The organism is Thiemannella venezuelensis (assembly GCF_014203605.1).
GTDB lineage: Bacteria > Actinomycetota > Actinomycetes > Streptosporangiales > Streptosporangiaceae > Planomonospora_A > Planomonospora_A venezuelensis.
The window spans coordinates 145,169-163,404 of the sequence record NZ_JACHJJ010000015.1 but is presented as its reverse complement, the minus strand read 5'-3'; the positions used below and the strand labels follow the sequence as shown (position 1 = coordinate 163,404).

Annotated in this window: 17 protein-coding genes; 11 read left to right on the top strand and 6 right to left on the bottom strand. The window is 74.5% G+C overall.

Features of this window, described 5'->3' with window-relative positions; all coding sequences use genetic code 11:
- Window positions 1-26 precede the first annotated feature (26 nt).
- From FHS22_RS22075 to FHS22_RS22060, 4 genes are all read left to right on the top strand, one after another.
- Window positions 27-983 (top strand): beta-ketoacyl-ACP synthase III, encoded by a 957-nt coding sequence (locus tag FHS22_RS22075; protein WP_184944375.1) that lies wholly within the window; start codon window positions 27-29, stop codon window positions 981-983.
- Window positions 984-1,057: 74 nt separating this feature from the next.
- Window positions 1,058-1,297: an acyl carrier protein gene (locus tag FHS22_RS22070; protein WP_184944373.1), complete on the top strand. Its 240-nt coding sequence runs from the start codon at window positions 1,058-1,060 to the stop codon at window positions 1,295-1,297.
- A 48-nt stretch (window positions 1,298-1,345) separates the two neighbouring features.
- Entirely contained in the window at window positions 1,346-2,578 is a 1,233-nt protein-coding gene (fabF, locus tag FHS22_RS22065; RefSeq protein WP_184944371.1) for a beta-ketoacyl-ACP synthase II, read from the top strand.
- Window positions 2,579-2,590: 12 nt separating this feature from the next.
- On the top strand, window positions 2,591-4,012 hold the full coding sequence (locus tag FHS22_RS22060) for an acyl-CoA carboxylase subunit beta (RefSeq protein ID WP_221473944.1): 1,422 nt from the start codon (window positions 2,591-2,593) through the stop codon (window positions 4,010-4,012).
- 238 nt (window positions 4,013-4,250) lie between these two features.
- Here the strand turns inward: FHS22_RS22060 and FHS22_RS22055 are convergent, their stop codons facing one another.
- On the bottom strand, window positions 4,251-4,745 hold the full coding sequence (locus FHS22_RS22055; RefSeq protein WP_184944369.1) for a DUF3145 domain-containing protein: 495 nt from the start codon (window positions 4,743-4,745) through the stop codon (window positions 4,251-4,253).
- Window positions 4,746-5,138: 393 nt separating this feature from the next.
- Between FHS22_RS22055 and FHS22_RS22050 the strand changes: the two genes are divergently transcribed.
- From FHS22_RS22050 to FHS22_RS39320, 4 genes are read left to right on the top strand one after another with little or no spacing between them, the layout of a single operon-like run.
- Window positions 5,139-6,188 carry a S8 family peptidase gene (locus tag FHS22_RS22050; RefSeq protein WP_184944367.1) on the top strand — a complete coding sequence of 350 codons (1,050 nt, stop codon included), beginning with the start codon at window positions 5,139-5,141 and terminating at the stop codon, window positions 6,186-6,188.
- Between the two features lie 43 nt (window positions 6,189-6,231).
- Entirely contained in the window at window positions 6,232-6,804 is a 573-nt protein-coding gene (locus tag FHS22_RS22045; protein WP_221473964.1) for an RNA polymerase sigma factor, read from the top strand.
- Window positions 6,804-7,265, top strand: coding sequence for a hypothetical protein (locus tag FHS22_RS22040; RefSeq protein ID WP_221473943.1), 462 nt, complete (start codon window positions 6,804-6,806; stop codon window positions 7,263-7,265). The genes FHS22_RS22045 and FHS22_RS22040 overlap by 1 nt, the downstream gene beginning before the upstream one ends.
- Window positions 7,266-10,085: a CHAT domain-containing protein gene (locus FHS22_RS39320; protein WP_184944363.1), complete on the top strand. Its 2,820-nt coding sequence runs from the start codon at window positions 7,266-7,268 to the stop codon at window positions 10,083-10,085.
- Here FHS22_RS39320 and FHS22_RS22030 read toward each other — a convergent pair.
- From FHS22_RS22030 to FHS22_RS22015, 4 genes are all read right to left on the bottom strand, one after another.
- Window positions 10,025-10,837 (bottom strand): sulfurtransferase, encoded by an 813-nt coding sequence (locus FHS22_RS22030; protein ID WP_184944361.1) that lies wholly within the window; start codon window positions 10,835-10,837, stop codon window positions 10,025-10,027. The two genes, FHS22_RS39320 and FHS22_RS22030, sit on opposite strands and share 61 nt — an antisense overlap.
- Window positions 10,838-11,004: 167 nt before the next feature.
- Window positions 11,005-12,120, bottom strand: a complete 1,116-nt coding sequence (locus FHS22_RS22025; RefSeq protein ID WP_184944359.1) for an alkaline phosphatase family protein — start codon at window positions 12,118-12,120, stop codon at window positions 11,005-11,007.
- A gap of 64 nt (window positions 12,121-12,184) precedes the next feature.
- The gene (locus tag FHS22_RS22020; protein ID WP_184944357.1) at window positions 12,185-12,775 is read right to left on the bottom strand and encodes a DUF5998 family protein; all 591 of its coding nucleotides are present in this window, start codon (window positions 12,773-12,775) and stop codon (window positions 12,185-12,187) included.
- A 113-nt stretch (window positions 12,776-12,888) separates the two neighbouring features.
- Window positions 12,889-15,546 carry a bifunctional acetate--CoA ligase family protein/GNAT family N-acetyltransferase gene (locus tag FHS22_RS22015; RefSeq protein ID WP_338047879.1) on the bottom strand — a complete coding sequence of 886 codons (2,658 nt, stop codon included), beginning with the start codon at window positions 15,544-15,546 and terminating at the stop codon, window positions 12,889-12,891.
- Between the two features lie 177 nt (window positions 15,547-15,723).
- Here FHS22_RS22015 and FHS22_RS22010 point away from each other — a divergent pair, with 177 nt between their 5' ends.
- The 3 genes from FHS22_RS22010 to FHS22_RS22000 all read left to right on the top strand — a co-directional run bounded on the left by FHS22_RS22010 (window position 15,724) and on the right by FHS22_RS22000 (window position 17,936).
- Window positions 15,724-16,617, top strand: coding sequence for a carbohydrate kinase family protein (locus tag FHS22_RS22010; protein ID WP_184944353.1), 894 nt, complete (start codon window positions 15,724-15,726; stop codon window positions 16,615-16,617).
- Between the two features lie 270 nt (window positions 16,618-16,887).
- Window positions 16,888-17,313 carry a VOC family protein gene (locus FHS22_RS22005; RefSeq protein WP_184944351.1) on the top strand — a complete coding sequence of 142 codons (426 nt, stop codon included), beginning with the start codon at window positions 16,888-16,890 and terminating at the stop codon, window positions 17,311-17,313.
- 11 nt (window positions 17,314-17,324) lie between these two features.
- On the top strand, window positions 17,325-17,936 hold the full coding sequence (locus FHS22_RS22000; protein WP_184944349.1) for a TetR/AcrR family transcriptional regulator: 612 nt from the start codon (window positions 17,325-17,327) through the stop codon (window positions 17,934-17,936).
- Between the two features lie 116 nt (window positions 17,937-18,052).
- On the opposite strand, the gene FHS22_RS21995 is transcribed toward FHS22_RS22000, so the two are convergent.
- Complete coding sequence (locus tag FHS22_RS21995) at window positions 18,053-18,196, bottom strand: hypothetical protein (RefSeq protein WP_184944348.1); 144 nt, start codon at window positions 18,194-18,196, stop codon at window positions 18,053-18,055.
- Window positions 18,197-18,236: the final 40 nt, after the last annotated feature.

Genomic DNA, 18,236 nt, shown 5'->3' with positions numbered 1-18,236 from the left:
AGCGAACGAGGAGCGGTGAGCGACCGATGAAGATCTCCCAGGGCGCCCCCGGCGCGAAGGTCCTGGCCTTCGGCCACTACCAGCCGTCCAACGTGGTGACCAACGACGACCTGGCCGAGACGATGGAGACCAGCGACGAGTGGATCCGGAGCCGGGTCGGCATCAGGGAGCGCCGGATCGCCCCGCCGTCCGAGTCCGAGATCGACCTGGCCGTGCAGGCGGGCGGCAAGGCGCTCGCCGCCAGCGGCCTGTCCGCCGCCGACATCGACCTGGTGATCGTCGCCACCTGCACGCTGGAGACCCAGATCCCCAACGCCGCGGGCCGGGTGGCCGCCCGGCTGGGCATCGAGGCCCCCGGCGCGTTCGACGTCAACACCGCCTGCTCCGGCTTCTGCTACGCGCTGGCGGTGGCCAACGACGCGATCCGCGCGGGCTCGGCCACCCATGTGCTGGTCGTCGGCACCGAGAAGTTCTCCCCGTGGCTCGACTGGACCGACCGCACCACCGCGGTGATCTTCGCGGACGGCGCGGGCGCCGCGGTCGTCGGCCCGTCCGACACCCCCGGCATCGGCCCGGTGGTCTGGGGAAGCGACGGAGACAAGGCCGACGCGATCCAGGTCAAGGACCGCAACTCCTTCCTCCACCAGGAAGGCCAGACCGTGTTCCGCTGGGCCACCACGGCGCTTCACCCCGTGGCCAGGCAGGCGTGCGAGCGTGCCGGAGTGGACCCCGCCGACCTCGCGGCCTTCGTGCCCCACCAGGCCAACCTGCGCATCATCGAGGCCATCGCCCGCAAGATCGGCGCGGACAACGCCGTCATCGCCAGGGACATCGTGCTGTCGGGCAACACCTCCGCGGCCTCGATCCCGATGGCCCTGTCCCGGATGATCGAGCGCGGCGAGGTCGCGTCGGGCGGGCTGGCCCTGCTGTTCGGCTTCGGCGCCGGCCTGACCTACGCCGGACAGGTCATCGAGATCCCCTGACCTCTGTCCCCCAGTACCTGCGCGGACCCGCCGCGCAGCCCGATAAGAGAACCGATCCAAGGAGAACACGCGACATGGCCATGACCGAGCAGGAGATCCTCGCTGGTATCGGCAAGATCATCAACGAGATCACCGGCATCCCGGCCGCCGAGGTCACCCCGGAGAAGAACTTCGTGGACGACCTCGACATCGACTCGCTGTCCATGGTCGAGATCGCCGTCGCCGCCCAGGACGAGTTCGGCGTCGAGATCCCCGACGACCAGCTCAAGAACCTCAAGACCGTCAAGGACGTCATCGGCTTCATCCAGGGCTGAAGACGCCCGGACCCCTTACCGACCCGCGATACACAAGGAGCGCAGAACGTGAGTACAGACCAGGTACGTGTCGTCGTCACCGGGTTCGGCGCGACGACGCCCCTCGGTGGGGACGTCGCCTCGACCTGGTCGGCGCTCCTCGCCGGTCAGTCCGGAGTCCGCACCCTCACCGAGGACTGGGTCGACTCGGTCCCGGTGAAGTTCGCCGCCGTGGCCGCCGTGGACCCGGCCGAGGTGCTCCCCCGGCCGGAGGCACGGCGGCTGGACCGGGCCGAGCAGCTCGCGCTGGTCGCGGCCCGCGAGGCCTGGGCCCACGCCGGGATCGAGAAGGTCGACCCCGAGCGGCTCGGCGTCGTCGTGGGCAGCGGGATCGGCGGCATCACCACGATCCTGTCGGCCTACGACACCTTCAAGGAGAAGGGCTGGCAGCGGCTCTCGCCGTACACCGTCCCGATGCTGATGCCGAACGGCCCCGCGGGCTGGATCGGCATCGAGGTCGGGGCGCGGGCCGGCGTGCACGCCACCGTCAGCGCCTGCGCCACCGGCGCGGAGTCGATCGGCTACGCCATCGAGATGATCCGCTCGGGCCGGGCCGACGTGGTCGTGGCCGGCGGCACCGAGGCGGCCATCCACCCGCTCAACATCGGCTCCTTCGCCGCGATGCGGGCCATGTCCACCCGGAACGACGACCCGCAGGGCGCCTCCCGGCCGTGGGACCGGGGCCGCGACGGGTTCGTGCTCGGCGAGGGCGCGGGCATCGTCGTGCTGGAGTCGGAGGAGCACGCCCGGGCGCGGGGCGCCACGGTCTACGCGGTGGCGGCCGGCGTCGGCTACTCCGCCGACGCCCACCACATCGCCCAGCCCGAGCCGACCGGCGCCGGGGTCATGCTGGCCATGCGCCGCGCGCTGGAGAACGCCGGCCTCACCGGCCAGGACATCCGGCACGTGAACGCGCACGCCACCTCCACCCCCGCGGGCGACGTGGTGGAGACCATCGCGATCAAGGAGGTCATCGGCGGCCACCCGCTGGTGACCGCCACCAAGTCGATGACCGGCCACCTGCTCGGCGGGGCGGGCGGCATCGAGTCGGTCTTCACGATCCTGGCCCTGCACGAGCGGATCGTCCCCGGAACGATCAACGTGGAGGACCTCGACGACGGCATCGAGGTGGACCTCGTCCTCGGCGCGCCGCGCGCGCTGCCGGACGGCCGGATCGCAGCGATCAACAACTCCTTCGGGTTCGGCGGACACGACGTCGCCGTGGCCTTCACCAGCGTCTGACAGGAGCCCGTTATGACTGTGCTCGACAACAGGGTGGTGACCGAGGCCTCCGACCAGGAGGCCGCTGATCCCAGGGATCCCCAGGTGCGTCTGGCGGCCCTCCTCGACGAGGGGTCGGTCCGGCTGATCACGCCGGTGGACCGCAGCGGCGTGCTGGCCGCCATGGGCCGTGTGGAGGGCGTGCCGGTCGTCGTGTTCTGCAGCGACGCCCGCGTCCAGGGCGGCGCGATGGGCGGCGAGGGCTGCGAGCACATCGTGCACGCCTACGACGTCGCGGTCCGCGAGCGGGTCCCGATCATCGGCGTGTGGCACTCCGGAGGCGCCCGCCTGGCCGAGGGCGTCGAGTCCCTGCACGCGGTCGGCCGGGTCTTCGCCGCGATGACCCGCGCCTCCGGCGTGGTCCCGCAGCTCTCGGTGGTCGTCGGCCCCGCGGCCGGCGGCGCCGCGTACGGCCCGGCGCTGACCGACATCGTGATCCTGGCCGACGAGGGCCGCATCTTCGTCACCGGCCCCGACGTGGTCCGCAGCGTCACCGGCGAGCAGATCGACATGGCCGCGCTCGGCGGCCCGGAGCCGCACAGCAAGCGCAGCGGCGTGGTGCACGTGACCGCCAAGGACGAGACCGACGCCTACGTCCAGGCGCGCCGTCTGGCGGTGCTCCTGGGCCACCAGGGCCGGATCCGCACCGAGGTCGACGAGGTCGACTTCTCCGGCCTGCTCCCGGACAACGTGCGCCGCGCCTACGACGTCAAGCCCCTGGTCAAGGGCCTCCTCGACGAGCCGGGCGTGGAGCTGCACCCCAAGTGGGCGCCGAACATCGTCACCACGCTGGGCCGCCTCGGGGGCCGGACCGTCGGAGTGATCGCCAACAACCCGATGCGCCTGGGCGGTTGCCTGGACGCGACCTCTGCCGAGAAGGCCGCCCGGTTCGTCCGGATGTGCGACGCCTTCGGGGTGCCGCTGGTCGTCCTGGTGGACGTGCCCGGCTACCTGCCCGGCGTCGGCCAGGAGCACGACGGCGTGGTCCGCCGCGGCGCCAAGCTGCTGCACGCCTTCGCGGAGGCCTCGGTGCCGCGGATCACCCTGGTGACCCGCAAGGCGTACGGCGGCGCCTATATCGCGATGAACTCCCGCTCCCTGGGCGCGACCAAGGTCTTCGCCTGGCCGACCACCCAGGTGGCGGTCATGGGCGCGGTCGCCGCGGTCCGCATCCTCAAGCGCCGCGAGCTCGCGGCGGTCCCGGAGGAGGAGCGCGCCGCCCTGGAGACCAGGCTGGCGGAGGAGCACGAGGTCCTCGCCGGCGGACTGGACCGGGCCATCGAGCTCGGCGTGGTGGACGAGGTGATCAAGCCCGAGGAGACCCGCGGCGCCATCGCCAGGGTCCTCGCGCAGGCCACCCCGGCCCGCGGCGCGCACGGCAACATCCCCCTGTAGGCGCCCTTCCGGGATCCCCTGCAGGCCCTTCCGGCCCGGACACGACGGACCGCCCCGCACGGAGACCTCCGTGCGGGGCGGTCGGCGTTCGCGCGCGGATCGCCGCGGAGGCGACGGCGCCGCGCCCGGAGGTCGTGGAGGCGCGGGCCGGGCCGCCGGAACGTGCGGGGCGGGCGGGCCGTACGGCGCGACCGGACGGCGCACGGGGTCCGGTCGGACGGCGCGGTACGAGGCCCGGTCAGACGGCGGCGTGCAGCCAGCGGACCGGGGCGCCCTCCCCCGCGTAGCGGAACGACTCGAGCTCCTCGTCCCACTGCCTGCCCAGCAACCGGTCCAGCTCCTCCTCCAGCACCACCCGGCCCTGACGGGCCAGCAGCATGGCGGAGCGCAGCCGGTCCTCGGGCACCATGATGTCGCCGCTGGCCCCGATCACCGCCGTGAAGACCCCGAGGGCCGGGGTGTAGGCGTGCCGGGATCCGTCGGCCTCGGCGGAGGCGTCCTCGGTCACCTCGAATCGGATCCGCTGCCAGTTCATCAACGACGAGGTGATGGCCCCGGCAGTCCCCTGCCGCCCCTGCCATTCGGCCTGTGCGCGCACATGACCGGGCGCGGCGGGCTGGGGCGTCCACGTCAGGTCTACGGGCACGCCAAGGACGCCCGCGACCGCCCATTCGATATGAGGGCACAGCGCGGGCTGAGCCGAGTGGACGTAAAGCACGCCACGAGCAGACACCGGACCTCCCGTTTCGTACGAGGTGCGCCTTCCCCAACGGCCTCGCCCACGGATGATCACAAGTGACTGAAGGAGAGACTACCGTCGGTTGCGACATCACACCAGAGGGAGGTCATACCGAGATGGCACAGCGCGGAGGTCCCGCCCTCCACAAGAAGCAAAAATTGACACCCCGTCAAGCATCCGACCTGCCGCTTTAAGATATGTTCGCCAGATTTATCGAACACCGGGCAAAGTTGGCGCCGATGCCGTCCGGGCGCCCCGCACAGGGGGCGACGCGGTGTCCCGAGGCGGACAGGGCGGAAAACCGGGTTCACCGCCTCAGCCCGCCCGCATGCGCCATCGTTCGGATGGAAGATTTCCAGCAGTCCGCCTACCGACCCCGGAGGAGCGATGAACGCCGGCATCGAGCGAGTCGAGCCCGTCCCAGGATCACCCGCCCTGATCAGGCCGGGGCAGTTTCTGACCGACGCCTCCGGGGCGGAGGCCGCCTCCCGCTGGGCCGCCGCGGTGGCCGAGGCCGACGGGGTCTTCCGGGTACGGCTCGTGCCGGGCGTGGACGTCTGCGACCTCGTGACCACCGTCCGGGACCGCGGGCACCGCGCCTCCCCCAACCACGTCCTGACGGGTCAGCCCCTCTTCTTCGGCGGCCCCGCCTCCCGGCCCTTCCCGGCCGAGCCCGTCCCCGCACCGCCCGCCGGCGAGAACCCCGTGACCGTGGCGGTGCTCGACACCAGGCTGACCGCGCACCCGTGGTGGCGGGAGAGCCCCTGGTTCCTGGACCGGCGCGACCCCGTGGAACCGCCCGACTCCGACGGTGACGGCACCCCGGACGCCCAGGCCGGGCACGGCACGTTCATCGCCGGGCTGATCCTGCGCTCCGCCCCCGGCGTACGGCTGCGCCACATCCGGGTCCTGGACGGGCACGGCGTCGGGGACGAGGCCGGACTGCTGCGGGCCCTGGCCCGGCTGCGGAACGATCCACCGCAGGTGCTCAACCTCTCCTTCGGCGCGCACACCTTCGACGACCGCCCCTCCCCCCTCGTGGAGAGCGCGCTGGGCGAGCTGGCCGGCACGGCGGTGGTCGCCTGCGCGGGCAACACCGCGTCGGACCGGCCCTTCTGGCCCGCGGCACTGCCGGAGGTGGTCGCGGTCGCCGCGCTGGACACCGCCCAGGAGGCACCGGCCCCGTTCTCCGCGCACGGCCCGTGGGTGGACGCCTGCGCGCGGGGCGAGTGGCTGACCAGCGCATTCCTCGAACACGGCCCGTTCGCGGGATACGCCCGCTGGAGCGGGACCTCCTTCTCCGCGGCCGTGGTCAGCGGGGCGGTCGCGGCCGCCGCCGCGGGCAGGACGCCGGAGGAGGCGGTGGCCCACGTGCTGGACCCCCGGCACGGGCGGAGGATCGCGGGCCTGGGGACCGTCGTGCCGCTCCCCGGGTAAAGCTTCACCCAAAGTCAGTGTATTGTCACTGACCGTGTCCGACATGACTCCGGAGGCGCAGGTGCTCGACCAGCGCACGATCGACGCCGTCCTGGTCGGCGACCAGGCGGCCTGGGACGTGCTGGTCAGGCGGTTCGAGCCCCTCATCTGGGCGGCGGTCCGCGCCTACGGGCTGGGTCCCGCGGACACGGCCGACGCCGTGCAGGGGGCGTGGCTGCGGCTGGTGGAGAACCTGCACACCATCCGCGACCCCGGCCGGATCCGCGCCTGGCTGTTCACCACGGCCAGGCGCGAGGCGTCCCTGCTGTGCAGGCGCAACCGGGGCGAGCGGCTGGTCGCCGACCCGGTCGAACCGGCCGGCGCCGGTGAGCACACCCCGGCGGACCCCGCGCTGGCCGTGCTGACCGCCGACGAGGGCCACCGGCTCTGGCAGGCCGTCGAGACCATGCACGAACCCTGCCGGTCGCTGCTGCGCCTGATGGCGGCGGCACCCGACGCGGGCGTCCACCAGCTGGCCGGCCGCCTGGGCATGCCCACCGGCAGCTACGGTCCCACCCGGGGCCGCTGCCTCGACCGGCTCCGCTCCATGATCACCGTTCAGGAGACCGCACCGTGATGCGACCTTCCCCCGCCCTCGACGACGAGTCCCTGATCGCCGCCCTCCGCCTGGCGTCGGGCCGGGACCCCGTGCCCGGACACGTCTCGGCCGCCGCGCGGGCGGCCTTCGCCCTGCGGCTGCCCGGCGCCGTCACGGCGCGGCCGGTGCCCGCGGCCGCGCCCGCCGGCGTGCGCGCCGCCGAGCCGGACCGCCTGCTCCGGTTCGGCGCGGGCACACTCACCGTCGACCTGGAGGTCGGCTCCTCGGACGGCCTGGTCGACCTCGCCGGCCAGGTCTCCCCCTGGCCCGGGGCCGGCTCGTGGATCGAGGTCCGCACCCCCTGCCTGACGGAGTCGCGGGAGCTCTCCCCGGCGGGCCAGTTCGCCGTCACCGGCCTGCCGCCCGGCTGGTTCAGCGTGGTCTGCCACCATCGGGGCCACCCGCCCGTCGCGACGAGCTGGACCCGGATCCGGCCGTAAGTGGTCACCGCCTCCCCTGACGCCTCCCCCGGTGACCTGCTCTCCTCGGCCGAACACGCCGTCCGCCTCGCCGCGGGCGACCCCGCGACCGCCCGTGCCCTGGCGCACGCCGTACTGAACGCCCCGGCACTCCCCGGCCGGGCGGAGGCGGGCGCCGCACCGGTGAGCGGGGGCGCCGGCGTCCGGGCCGCCGAGACCGCCGCGGTCGCGTACCGGGCGCTGGCCCTGGCCGCGCGCGAGCTGGGCGACCTGCCGCTGGCCGAGGAGCAGCTGCGGCGGTCCGTGGAGATCGCGTCCGCGGGCGGGCTGGCCCGCCGTGCGGCCCAGGCGCGGCTCTCGCTCGTCCCGCTCCGGACCGAGCTCGGCCACCCCCGCCAGGCGCTGGACATCGCCGCGGAGGCGGAGCCGTACCTCACCCCGCTCGAATCGGCGATGCTCGGCGTGAACCGGGCGGGGGCGCTGATCCGGCTCGGCCGGCACGGCGAGGCCCTCCGCCGCTGCGACCACGCCGCCCGGGTCCTCGGCGAGGCCGTCCGCCGCCATGAGAGCCGCCGCGACGACCGCGGCGACCGGCGTGGCGGGCATCCGGGCGGAGCCCCGGACCCGCGCACCGGCCGGCCCCCCGACCGTGCCTCCGGCGTCCCCCGCGAGGAGGTCGTCTTCCTCACCGGAGCACTGCTGAACCGGGGGATCGCCCGCGTGTACCTCCGGGAGTTCGCCGCCGCCGAGGCCGACCTCTCCCGGAGCGCGGAACTGGCCAGGGCCGCGGGTCTGAAGCACACGCTCGCGCTGGCGGAGGGCAACCTGCCGTTCCTGGCCGCACGCCGCGGTGACCTGCCCGCGGCGTTCGCCGCCTACCGCCGTGCGGAGCAGAGCCTGTTCGGCTGCCCGGAACGGCTCGCCACCGTCCGGTGCGACCTGGCCGAGGCGCTGATCGCCGCACATCTGCCCGGCGAGGCCAGGGTGCTGCTGGACCGCGCGGTCCCGGAGCTGGAGGCGGCGGGGGCGGGGACGGCCCTGGCCGATGCCCGGCTGGCGCTGGCCGAGGTCGAGCTGCGCACCGGCGACCCCCACCGCGCCCGCCAGAGCGCGGAGCTGGCCCGGTGCGAGCTGCTCGGCCAGGGGCGGGAGCCCGACGTCCCGCGCGCCACCGAGATCATCCTGCGCGCCCGGCTCGCGCTCGAACGGCCCGGCGCGCCCCCTCCTCCCCGCACCCGACCGGCGGGCGCCCCGGAGGGTTCCGCGTTCCCGGGCGACACCGCACCCCCGGAGGGCACCGCGACCCCGCGGAACACCGCGCCCCCGGGGAACACCGGGCAGGGCGGGGCCGCACCGGAGGGCGGGCGGCTGCTCGCCGAGATGCTGGCGTGCGCGGCCGATCTCGACCGCACCGGCCATCCGTCGGAACCGCTGCGGCTCACCGCCGCGGAGCTCGCGCTCCGGCTGGGCGACCGCCGCGCCGCCGGGGAGCAGCTCGCCCTGCTGGCCTCGGCCGGACAGGGCGTGGTGAGCCGCCACGCGGTGGCGCTGCGGCGGGCCCTGGCCGGTGACCGGCGCGGGGCGTTCGCCGCGGTCCGCGCGGGGCTGGTCCGGGTCGGCGCCGGGACGACCCTCCTGGAGGACCCCATGGTGCGGGCGCACGCCGTACGGGCGGGCGAACCGCTGGCCGCGCTCGGCCTGGCCCTCGCCCTGGAGACCGGCCGGCCCCAGACGGTGCTGGCCTGGGCGGAGCGGTGGCGGGCGGTCGCCCGGGGCGCCGGCAGGCCCGCCGCCCCCGCGCTCCCGGAGTTGCGCGCGGCGCTGGGCGAGCACGCGCTGGTGGAGTTCGTCCGGCACGGGGACGAGCTGGTCGCCGTCACGGTCACGCCCGGGCGGGTCGCGCTGTGCCGGCTGGGGGCCTTCGCTCCCGTCGCCGAGGCCACGGTCCGGCTCCGGTACGGCCTGCGCCGGACGCACCTGCGGGACGGGCGGGAGCCCGGCACGGCGGCGGAGGCCGCCACGGTGGAGCGGCTGGTCCTCGGCCCGCTGCTCCACCGGCTGGGCGACCGGCCGGTGGTGGTCGTGCCGTGCGGTGCGCTGCACACCCTGCCCTGGCCGGTGCTGCCGTCGAACACGGACCGGCCGGTGACCGTCGCGGCGAGCGCGGCCGCCTGGCTGGCCGCGCACCGCGCGGGAGCCGTACCGGGCGCGGGGATCCCGCCCGCGGCCGAGCGCGGTCCGGACGCGGGGCCCCCGCCTCCGGCCGGGACCATGGTGGTGGCCGGGCCGGGGCTGCGGTACGCCGAGGCCGAGGCGGACATGGTCGCCGCGTGCCGGCCGGGGGGCGAGCGGGTCCCGGCGACGAGGTCCGCGGTCATGGCGGCGCTGGAGCGGACGAGGATCGCCCATCTGGCCGCACACGGCACGTTCTGCGCGCAAAGCCCGCTGCTGTCCGGGATCGACCTCGACGACGGCAGGCTCATGGCCTACGACCTGCTCCGGCTCCGCACTCCGCCGGACCTGGTGGTGCTCTCGGCGTGCGACGCGGGGATGGCCCGCGCACCGGCCGACGGGGCGCCGCTGGGGCTGGCCGGGACGTTCCTGTCGCGGGGGACGCGGTGCGTGGTGGCCGGGCTGGTCCCGGTGCGCGACGAGGAGACCCTGGCCCTGATGACGGCCTTCCACGACCTGCTGGCCGCCGGCCACCCGCCCGCCCCGGCCCTGACCCTGGCGAGCGGGAAGACCGGGGTCGCCGGGTTCGCCTGCTTCGGGTACGGCGATCAGCCGGTGGCGACCGGCCGGGAGGGGTCGGCCACCCAGTTGGACCACGACCCCACGTAGAGGGCGGCGGGGATGCCCGCCACCTCCAGGGCCAGCACCTGGTGGGCGGCGGTCACCCCGGAACCGCAGTAGGCCCCGACCTCCAGGCCCGGCACCGCCCCGAGGGTGTTGAACCGCTCGCGCAGGAACTCCGGCAGGTGGAACCGGCCGGCGGGGTCGACGTTCTCCCCGGTGGGGGCGCTGACCGCGCCGGGCACGTGCCCGGCGACGGGGTCGATCGGCTCGGCCTCGCCCCGGTAGCGCTCCGCGGCGCGCGCGTCCAGCAGGACCCCGTCGGCGGCCAGCGCCGCTGCTCCGTCGGCGTCGAGCACGGGCATGCCTCCCGGGCGCGCGGTGAAGTCACCGGGCGGCGGCTGCGGCGCGTCCGCCGTGACGGGGCGGCCCTCGCCGGTCCAGGCGCGCAGGCCCCCGTCGAGGACCCGGACGTCGGGGTGGCCGAAGTAGCGCAGCGTCCACCAGGCCCGGGCGGACGCCGTGGAGTCGGCTCCGTCGTAGACGACCACCGGCCGGGAGCCCGAGACGCCCAGACGGCGCATCGCGGCCTGGAAGTCCCCGGCCTCCGGCAGCGGGTGACGGCCCCCGGGGCCCGCCGGGGCGGCGAGGTCGGCGTTCAGGTCGCAGAAGACCGAGCCCGGGATGTGCCCCTGGCGGTACTCCTCGATCCCGGGCGGCCCGCCGAGCTTCCAGCGCACGTCGAGGATGGCCGCCCCGTCCAGTCCGGCCAGGTCTGCGGGCGTGATCAGCGGGCTCATCGTGACTCCTCAGCGTGTGACCGCCCCGGGCGGTCTCCATGACGGGCAGGACGGACCGGGTGCTCGGCCCCCGGCGCCCCCATCGTAGAAGCCGCCGCCGATCATCCGGCCCGGCCCTCGGACGCCGCGCCGCCGCCCACCGCGCGGGAGCGGAGGCGGGGACGGGGTCAGCGGGTGCTCACCTCCAGCAGGGGGACGTACTGCTCGGCGGGGGTCAGCGAGCCGTGGTAGCCGACGAACGACGATTCCTTCGGCTCGGCCTCCGAAGCGATGATGACGGCGTCGGTGTACGGCACGGCGACCACGTCGCCGATCCTCGGCAGCCACGTATCGCGCACCCGCGGCCCGAACCAGCCGGAGTCGACGGCCTCCTCGCGGGAGACCGCCCACGCCTTCCCGTCCAGCAGGCCGCGCCAGGTCTCCAGCACGGCCCCGGCGGCCCCGGGCGCGGCGTAGACGTGCCGGGCCCTGGCCTCGCCGCCGAGCAGCGCGACGCCTTCGCGCAGCTCGGGGACGGCGTCGGCGTCGACGCGTTCGGCAGCGTTGATCATGCCGTGGTCGGCGGTGACGTACATCGCCGAGCCGGGCGGGAGGACGCCGGCCAGCCGCTCGGCCATCCGGTCCACCCGGGCGAGCTGGTCGAGCCAGGCCGGGCCGCCCCAACCGCTCTGGTGCCCGGCGGAGTCGAGGTCGCCGTAGTAGACCGTCACGTGGGCGCGGGGCTCGGCGAGGGCTCGGCGGACCCCCTCGATCCGGTCGTCGACCTCGTCGGCGCCGACGAACCGCACGCCCCGGTAGACGGCCTGGTTGAACCCGGTGCCCTCGAAGTAGGCGGGGCCGACGTAGCCGACGGCGATCCCGGCCGCCGCCGCCCGCTCGAAGACGGTCGGGGCGGGCTGCCAGTCCTCGGGCTCGATCGGCTCTCCGGGGGTGGTCCAGCGCAGGCAGTTGAACAGGTGGCCGGTGCCGGGCGCGGCGACCTGGTAGCCCAGCATGCCGTGCTCGCCCGGGGTGAGCGCGGTGCCGAGCGTGCCCAGGCTGGTCGCGGTGGTGGCGGGGAAGCCCGCGGTGAGCGTCCGGCCGAGCCGGGAGGACAGGAACGGGGCCCGCTCCGGATGGGCGCGCAGCAGTTCCGCGCCGAGGCCGTCGACCAGGAAGAGCAGGACCCGCTCGACGGGGGCGAGCCCGAGCGGGTTGGGGGAGTCCATCCCCAGCACGGCCAGGAGCGAGGCGGACAGGTCGGCGAGCGAGGCCTCGCCGTACGCCGGGACGAGGGGGGTCATGCGCCCTCCTTCGTCGGCCGCCTGACCAAGCTGCTGTGTCTATTGACGACCTCGACAAGCTCGGTCATGAGGCGGCGCGGGCGGTGGCCTCCGACAGTGCCTTGGCGAAGGCCAGCACGTGGGAGACGGCCTCGGGTCCGTCGGCCGCCTCGCTCACCCGCAGGGAGAGGTCGTCGGCCGTGATGGCGCCGGTGTATCCGTGGTCGGCGTCGCAGTTCTCGTCGCCGCAGGTGGCGGGCTCCAGGTCGACGTGGGAGATCGCGCCCCAGCCGATGGTGAGCGTGACCTCCGTGGGCGGCACGCCCGGCACGTAGGAGGCGGGGTCGGGGACGACCCGGGTGACCGCCACGGACTGGATCCGGCTCAACCGCACGGCCTCGGTGGTCGTGGAGGCGTGCGAGGCCGAGACCCCCTCCACCGCCGGGTGCTCGTCGGTGTGGCAGACCAGCAGCCGGGTGGGCGAGAGCACCAGCACGGTGACGTGCCTGCGCACCTCCATGGCCGGGTCGAAGGTGGCCTCGTGGTGCACCACGTAGGCGCCCACCTGCTCCTTGCCCAGGGCGGATTCGACCGCGTCGGCGACCAGGTCGGGGTAGTAGCCACTGCGGTCGATCGCGTCGCGCAGGCCGGCGGCCGAGAGTCGGGTTTCCCTCATGGGTCCATCCTGCCCTGTCCGGGGGGCCTGTTTCACCATGGCGCCGCGAGGTCCGCCGTCGGCTGATCCGCCCGGAGGGGCCGGGCGGACCGCCGGCGCCGCCGGGCGGACCGTCAGCTGAGCCGGCGGGGGCCGTCGTCGGGCCGCGGCCCGGCGGGGCTGCTCAGTACGGCGCGCGCCCCGAGCACGATGACCCCGGACTCCCCCACCAGCACCGGGTCGAGGTCGAGGCGGGCCACCTCGGGGAGGTCGTCGGCCAGCCTCCCCACCCGCACCAGCAGGTCCTCCAGCGCCTCGACCGCGACCGGCGGGTAGCCGTACTCGCCGAAGAGCAGGGGCGCGGCGCGCGGCGACTCCACGAGCGCCGCCGCGTCCTCCCGTGTGAGCGGGGCCAGCCGGTAGGCCACGTCCCGCAGCAGCCGGGCCGTGACCTCGCCCAGCCCGAAGGAGACGACGGCGCCGACCGCCGGGTCCTCCACGACGCTCACCACGGTCGGCACCGCGGGCTGCGGGACCATCCGCTGCACCGAGAGCACGGCCTCGGGGCCGAGCTGGCGGGTCAGGTCGGCGAAGGCGTCGCGCACCCCGTCGGGTCCCGCCAGGCCCAGCCGCACCGTGCCCGCCCGCTTGGCCGCCTCCGGGTCGGCGGCCTTCAGCACCACCGGCCAGCCCAGCCGCTCGGCCGCCGCCACGGCCTCCTCGGCCGAGGCCGCCACCTCGGCGGGCCAGACGGTCAGCCCGTAGCAGGCCAGCAGCTCCGACGCCTCGATCTCCACCGGGAGCCGCTCGCCGGCGGCGTCCCGCAGCGGGCCGTGGTACGGCGGGTGCTCGAGCATCCGCTCGACGAGCTCCCGCGCCGCGGTGGCGTCGGCGTCCGGGAGCTCCGCCGGCGTCCCCGCGGGCTGCTCTCGCCAGCGCGCGTGCCGTACGACGTGGGCCAGGGCGCGCACCGCCTCCTCGGGCGCCGCGTACGACGGGATCGACCCCTGCCCGGGTACGGCCCCGCCCCGCAGCTCGGGCGGCATGCCGAGCTCCCCCTCGAAGGTGGCCAGCACCGGCTTGCCGCCCTCCCGGGAGACGCGCAGCAGCTCGGCGGCGACCTCGTCGGCGCGGCCCGGGATCGGCGGCATGTAGATCACGACCGCGGCGTCGACCTCCGGCAGCAGCGAGGCCAGGGCCGTGCCGAACTCGGCGGCGCCGGCACGCGCGCCCAGGTTGACCGGGGGCCGGGGTTCGAGGCCCGCGCTCACGCAGGCGTCCACGGCCAGCAGCGCCAGCGCGTCGGAGTTGCTCACCAGCCCGACCCGGGGCCCGGCGGGCAGCGGCTGGTAGGCCAGCAGCTGCGCCACGTCGAACTGCTGGATCAGGTCGTCCACCCGGATCACCCCGGCCTGCTCGAACAGCGCGCTGAGCGCGGTGTCGGGCAGGCCCAGCACCGGGGCGGCGTGGCCGGTCGGCACGTTCTGGGTGGTGCCTCCGCTCTTGACCACCACGACCGGCTTGCGCCGGGAGATCCGCCGGGCCAGCCGGGCGAACTTGCGCGGGTTCCCCAGCGACTCCAGGTAGAGCAGGATCACGTCGGTGGCCGGGTCCTCCTCCCAGTACTGGAGCAGGTCGTTGCCGGAGACGTCGGCGCGGTTGCCCGCGGAGACGAACGAGGAGATGCCCATGCCGCGCTGGGCCACCCGCTGCAGCAGCGCCGTGCCCAGGGCGCCCGACTGGCTGAAGAAGCCGACCCGTCCCCTGCCGGGGATCGTCGCGGCGAGGGTGGCGTTCAGCCGGACCGCGGGGTCGGTGTTGGCGATGCCGAGGCAGTTGGGGCCGACGACGCGCAGGCCGTACGCGCGGGCGATGCGGACCAGCTCGTCCTGGCGTGCCCGCCCCTCCGGCCCGGTCTCGCCGAACCCGGAGGAGACCACGACCAGCCCGCGCACGCCCTTCTCCGCGCACTCCTTGACGACGTCGATCACCCCGTCGGCCGGTACGGCCAGCACGGCGAGGTCCACCTCCCCGTCGATGGCCGTCACGCTCGGGTAGGCCCGGACCCCCGCGACGGCCCGCGCCTCGCGGTGGACCGGGTACACCGGGCCGGTGAAGTCGGCGCCCAGCAGGTTGCGCAGCACGGTCTGGCCGACGCCTCCCGGCTCCCGGCCCGCGCCGACCACGGCCACCGAGCCGGGGGTGAGCAGCCGCTCGATCGAGCGGGACTCGGCCCGGTGCTCGCGGGAGGCCGTCACCTCCTGGGAGGTCTCCGTCGGGGTGAGGTCGAGGGTCATCCGGACGACGCCGTCGGCGAAGCGGCTCTGCGCGGTGTAGCCGGCCTGCTTGAGCACGGCCATCATCTTCTGGTTGGCGGGCAGCACGTCGGCGACGAACCTGGCGATGCCGTGCTCCCTGGCGGTCTCGGCCAGGTGCTCCAGCAGCACCGAGGCGACGCCCCGGCCCTGGTGGGCGTCCTCGACGAGGAAGGCGACCTCCGCCTCCCCCGGCCCGGTCCGGTCGTAGCGGATCACGGCGACCATCTCCGTGCCGATCGTGGCGATCAGCGCGACCCGGTCCACGTAGTCGACGGTGGTGAACCAGGTCACCTCCCGGTCCGACAGGCGCGGCCTGGGGCCGAAGAAGCGGAAGTAGATGGACTCCTCGGAGAGCCGGGAGTAGAAGGCCCGCAGCCGGTCCGCGTCGGCGGGCCGGATCGGGCGCACGTGCGCGGTGCCGCCGTCGGACAGGACGACGTCCGCCTCCCAGTGGGCGGGATACTGAGCCTCCACAGTCCCGAGAGTAGACGTGAATCCCACATGCGGGACCAACCGGATGGGTTCACACAACGCTTGTGCATCGACTATGCCCCGGTCTCGGATCCGGGCCCCCTAGCCTGGCCGGAAACTGTTAGGTTTTTGGCGGCTCCATAAGCACGTCGGCATCGAAGGCAGCAAGGTGGTGGCATCATGACGCGGGTGGTCGTGGTGGGCGATCTCATGACCGACGCGGTCGCGCGGGCTCGCTACCCGCTGGCCAGGGCCAGCGACACACCGGCCGTCGTCACCATGCACGGCGGCGGGTCGGGGGCCAACATCGCCTCCTGGCTCGCCGTGGAGGGCGCGGAGGTGGCCTTCATCGGCCGCCGGGGCGCCGACATCACCGGCCGCAACCGCGACATGGAGCTCATGGGCTACGGCGTTGACGCCCGTCTCGTCATGGACCCCGAGCGTCCCACCGGCACCTGCGTCGTGCTCGTCACCCACAAGGGTGAGCGCACCATGCTCTCCGACCCCGGCGCCAACGCGGCGCTGTCGCCCGAGGACCTGCCCCGCGACCTGTTCTCCCAGGGCGGCCACCTGCACGTCTCGGGTTACACCCTGATCAACGAGGGCTCCCGCGAGGCCGGTCTCGCCGCCCTGGAGACGGCCCGCCGGGCGGGGATGTCCATCTCGGTCGACTGCTCCTCCTCGGCCCCGCTGGAGCGCACCGGCGCCGAGCCGTTCCTGGAGTGGACCCAGAACGCCAAGCTGCTGTTCGCCAACGCCGACCAGGCCAAGGTCCTGACCGGCCGAGACGACCCCGCCGCCGCCGCCAAGGTGCTCACCGCCTGGTTCCCGCAGGTCGTGATCAAGCTCAACGACGAGGGCGCGCTGTGGTACACCAACAGCCGCAGCGAGCCGGTCAAGGCCCCGGCCGAGCCGGTGGAGCGCGTGGTCGACGGCACCGGCGCCGGTGACGCCTTCACCGCGGGCTTCCTTCCGGCCTGGCTGGAGGGCAAGCCCCCGGCCGAGTCGCTGGCCGCCGGCAACCGCCTGGCCGCCAAGGCCATCGCCCACCTCGGCGCCCGCCCCCGCCTCTGACACCCTCCGGCAGGTCACTGCCTGGTTCTGCGCGGACGGCGAGCACGCCGTCCGCGCCTGTGGCCGTTCTGCGGTCCGCGCCTCCGCGAGCCCGGTGACGTTCCGGCTCGTACCGGTGGCCGGATGCTCCGCCCTCGGCATGTGCGACGGGTGATCGCGCCGGAACCCCATCCCGTTCGGGGCAGGACTCCTCATTGACTAATGACCTCAGGTCAATATTATTGACCTGAGGTCATTAGTGGCCGGTCCACACAAGGAAAGGATCTTCACATGTCCATGTTCTCCGGAGTGCGCCACCTTCACCTGCGGGTGAGCGACGCCGAGCGGGCCGCGGCTTTCTATGGCCAGGCGCTGGAGATGCGCCGGGTGGTCGACAAGTTCGACGGCAAGATGATCATCATGGTCACGCCGGGAGGCGGGGACATGTTCACGGTGAGCGAGGAGTCCGTTCCCGTCGAGTTCGAGGCCGACCGGGAGCGGGTCGGGAAGATCGGCGGCATCGACCACTTCGGCTTCGAGGTCGCCGACATCGGGCGGTTCGACACTGCCCTGGAGCAGGTGCTCGACGCCGGCGCCGAGCTGGTCAACCGTGAGACGATCCCGCCCGGCATCCCCTCGGCGTTCGTCCGGGACCCCGACGGCTACGTGTTCCAGATCTACGGCCTTCCGGAGGGGGTGAAGCAGGCGATGCTCTAATCTCGGCCGATGTGAGCGAACCCCGTACCCGCCGCAGGCTCTCGCCGGACGAGCGGCGCACCGAGTTGATCGACGCCGCGATCCGCGTGCTGCGGGAGCACGGCGAACCCGTCAACCGCGCCGCGGCGGTCACGGCCGCGGCGGGTACGGCCAAGGGCACGTTCTACGTCTACTTCCCATCCTGGGAGGACATGCTGGCCGCGGTGCGCGACCGGCTGATGGACGACTACGGCGCCCCACTGCGGGACCGGCTGAGCGCCGGAACCCCCCAGGACTGGTGGGCGGTCCTGGAGGCGGAGATCGACCGCTTCGTCAGCTTCACGGTCGACTGCGGCAAGCTCCACCAGGCGGTCTTCCACTCCTCCGCAGCCCTGAGCCCCGTCGACGACAAGCGCTCGGCCACCACGCTGCTCGCCCGCATCATCCGCCGCGGCGCCGAGGAAGGCGCGCTGCGACCGGTGGACCCGGACGTCGCGGCCGAGCTGCTGTTCGCGGCGCTGCACGCCGCGGCCGACGCGGTCGCCGCCGGGCAGGAACGCACCCGCTGGTGCGAGGGCCTGCGCGAGCTGACCGCGAGCTGGCTGGCTCCGGGGAAGGACGAGCACGCGCAGACCCGTAGCTGACGGACCGGCGCCGGCGGCCTCCCCGCCCCCGACGCGGCGACCCGGTCCAACCGCTTGCGCAGGAGATCGAGTTCGCTCTCACGTCCGACGAAACCACGCGCCATTTCGATTCCCATCTATGTAGATTGAATCTGCATAGAAGCGTCCGGGTAGGACGTCTCCAGCGGCGAGCCCGCGCTGCCGACGGTGTCCTCCATCCGCTGGTCGGCGGGGGCATCGGGGTCCGGCACCCAGCTGTCGTCACGTTCGGTGTCGCTCATACCGCCCGCCTACCCCGCCGGTCACGCTCCTATCAGCGGC